Source organism: Actinomycetes bacterium (assembly GCA_035506535.1).
Classification (GTDB): domain Bacteria; phylum Actinomycetota; class Actinomycetes; order DATJPE01; family DATJPE01; genus DATJPE01.
In genome coordinates, this window is sequence record DATJPE010000086.1 from 1 (window position 1) to 2916 (window position 2916).

A 2916-nucleotide genomic window follows, 5' to 3' on the forward strand; every position below is an offset into this window, starting at 1 on the left:
CGGGCTGGACGGCGCCCACGACCTGGTGCCCCGCGGCCGCCAGCGCCCGCAGCACCCACCGCCCGACGAAACCGTCCGCGCCGGTGACGAGTACCGTCATGCGGACCGCTTCAGGCGCGCGAGGTCGGCGTCCACCATCATCGTCATCAGGCCCTTGAAGTCCACCGTCGGCGTCCAGCCGAGCTTCGCCTTCGCCTTGGTGGGATCGGCGAGCAGCGTGTCCACCTCGGCCGGGCGGTCCTGCGCCGTGTCGTGGACGACGTGCCGGCGCCAGTCGAGGCCGGCGTGGCCGAACGCCAGCTCGCAGCAGTCGCGCACGCTGTGCTGGACCCCGGTGCCCACGACGTAGTCCTCCGCGCCGCTCTGCTGGAGCATCCGCCACATCGCGTCCACGTAGTCCCCGGCGAAGCCCCAGTCGCGCTTGGCCTCGAGGTTGCCGAGCCGCACGTCCTTCGCGAGGCCGAGCTTGATCCGGGCCACGCCGTCCGAGATGCGGCGCGTGACGAACTCGAGGCCGCGGCGCGGGCTCTCGTGGTTGAACAGGATGCCGCTCGCCGCGAACATCCCGTACGACTCGCGGTAGTTCACCGTGATGTGATGTCCGTAGGCCTTCGCGACGCCGTAGGGCGAGCGCGGGTGGAACGGCGTGGTCTCCGTCTGCGGGGTCTCCCGGACCTTCCCGAACATCTCCGAGGAGCTGGCCTGGTAGAACTTCGCGTCCGGCTTCGCGAGCCGGATGGCGTCGAGCAGCCGCGTCACGCCGAGCGCGGTGAACTCGCCCGTCAGCACCGGCTGGCTCCAGGAGGTGGGGACGAACGACTGGGCCGCGAGGTTGTACACCTCGTCGGGCTGGGCCGCCTTGACCACCGACTGGAGCGAGTGCTGGTCGAGCAGGTCGGCCGGGACGATCTCCATCCTGCCGACGAGGTGCTGGATGCGCTCGTAGCTGTCGTGCGACGTCCGGCGGACCACGCCGACCACCCGGTAACCCTTGGCCAGGAGCAACTCGGCCAGGTAGGACCCGTCCTGCCCGGTGACTCCAGTGATCAGCGCGGTCGGCATGTAGGGCCCCCAAGCAGGTGGCAGCTCGTCGTGGCGGGCGCCGGGGGGCCACCCCCCGCTGCCAGCCCGCCACTTGAATCAAGTGCCAGAGCCGGCTAAACTTAGCGGCTGCACTGCACTTTTTGAAGCGAGGCTGGAATGGCGCGCGTGTGCGCGATCTGCGGCAAGGGCCCGACGTTCGGGCACCACGTATCGAATGCCAACAACAAGACCACCCGCCGGTGGTACCCCAACCTGCAGGCGGTCCGGGCCATGGTGGACGGCGCCCCGAAGCGGATCCGGGTGTGCACCCAGTGCCTGAAGTCGGGGAAGGTCGTGAAAGCGGCGAGGGGCGTGGGGGCAGGGGTTGGGGGTTAGGGGTTAGGGGTTAGAGGAGAAACAAAGCGGGGGACCCGACCAGGTCTCCCGCTTTCGTCTTGCCACACCCTACACCCCAAGCCCGACACCCTACTCCTTCAGCAGTTCGATCCTCGCCGTTTCGCCGCCGTCGCCGACCCGGAAGCCCAGCTTGATGATCCGGGTGTAGCCGCCCGGCCGCGCCTGGAAGCGGGGGCCCAGCTCCTTGAAGAGCTTGGTGCTCACGCCCTTGTCCTTGACCCGGCGCTCCACCATGCGGCGGGCGTGCAGGTCGCCCCGGCGTGCGAGCGTGATCAGCTTCTCGGCGACCGGGCGCAACTCCTTGGCCTTCGCCACGGTGGTCGTGATGGCGCCGTGCCGGAACAGGTCCGTCGCCATGTTGCTGAGCATCGCCCGGCGATGCGAGCTGGTCCTCGAGAGCTGCCGATCCTTGGCGCGGTGCCGCATCAGACCTGCTCCGTCTCCGCGACCACGGTGCGCACGACGGGCTTGGCGCCCACCTCGAGGATCTGCACGCCGCCGTCCACCTCTTCCCACTGCATCCCGAAGTTGAGGCCCTCGCGGAGCAGCAGCTCGGCGATCTCGGCCACGGCCTTCTCGCCGACGTTGCGGACCTTGAGGAGCTGCTCCTCGGTGTTGCGCACCAGGTCGCCCAGGGTCCGGATGTTCGAGTTCTTGAGCGAGTTGATGGACCGCACCGAAAGGCCGCAGTCGTCGATCGAGCGGGCGAACAGGCCGAACAGGCGCTCCACGTCGTTCGAGGGCTCGGCCGGCACTTCGGCCGGCACCATCGGGACGGTGCCGAACGAGATGAAGTACGAGAAGTGGTGCTGGGCCAGGGCGGCGGCGTAGGCCACCGCGTCCTCCGGCGTGATCGCGCCGTTGGTCTCGACCGTGAGCGTCAGGCGGTCGAAGTCGGTGCGCTGGCCGACGCGGGTCTCGGTCACCGTGAAGTTGGCGCGCTTGACCGGGCTGTAGATCGAGTCGATGCGGACGACGTCCACCGGCATCGCCCGGTCGACCGGGTGCAGGTCGGCGTCCAGGTAGCCGCGGCCCTTGTTGACGTACAGCTCCATCGTCAGGTCGCGGTCGTCCTGCAGGGTGAAGAGCAGGTGGTCCGGGTTCACGACCCGCACCGAGCCGTGCTCCTCGATGTCCCGGGCGTAGACGGGTCCCGCCGCGCTGCGCTTGATGTGCAGCGTGGCCTCGTCCACCTCGGGCACCAGCACCAGGGTCAGCGCCTTGAGGCGCTGGATGATCTGGTGCACGTCCTCCACGACACCGGAGACGGTCTGGTGCTCGTGCTGGACCCCGTCCATCCGGAAGGCCCAGACGGCGGAGCCGCGCAGGGAGGACAGGAGCATCCGGCGGATGCCGTTGCCCAGGGTGTAGCCGAACCCGCGCTCCAGCGGCTGCAGCCGGAACTCGGCGGCGTTCGGATCGTCCTCGCGCTTGGTCATCTCGACCAGGTGCGGGCGGACGAGCCCCGTGAGATCA

4 protein-coding genes are annotated in these 2916 nt (G+C 69.3%); 1 reads left to right on the forward strand and 3 read right to left on the reverse strand.

The window, feature by feature from the left end; translation table 11 throughout:
- Positions 1 to 96: 96 nt before the first annotated feature.
- Positions 97 to 1062: a GDP-mannose 4,6-dehydratase gene (locus tag VMI11_14150; GenBank protein ID HTY73540.1), complete on the reverse strand. Its 966-nt coding sequence runs from the start codon at positions 1060 to 1062 to the stop codon at positions 97 to 99.
- 138 nt (positions 1063 to 1200) lie between these two features.
- On the opposite strand from VMI11_14150, the gene rpmB reads away from it, so the two are divergent.
- On the forward strand, positions 1201 to 1419 hold the full coding sequence (gene rpmB, locus VMI11_14155; GenBank protein HTY73541.1) for a 50S ribosomal protein L28: 219 nt from the start codon (positions 1201 to 1203) through the stop codon (positions 1417 to 1419).
- Between the two features lie 90 nt (positions 1420 to 1509).
- Here rpmB and rplQ read toward each other — a convergent pair whose 3' ends face one another.
- Together rplQ and VMI11_14165 are read right to left on the reverse strand one after the other, a co-directional pair.
- Positions 1510 to 1866 carry a 50S ribosomal protein L17 gene (gene rplQ, locus VMI11_14160; protein ID HTY73542.1) on the reverse strand — a complete coding sequence of 119 codons (357 nt, stop codon included), beginning with the start codon at positions 1864 to 1866 and terminating at the stop codon, positions 1510 to 1512.
- Positions 1866 to 2916, reverse strand: a 1051-nt coding sequence (locus VMI11_14165; protein ID HTY73543.1) for a DNA-directed RNA polymerase subunit alpha, incomplete at its 5' end; no start/stop codon positions are given. The genes VMI11_14165 and rplQ, both read right to left, overlap by 1 nt.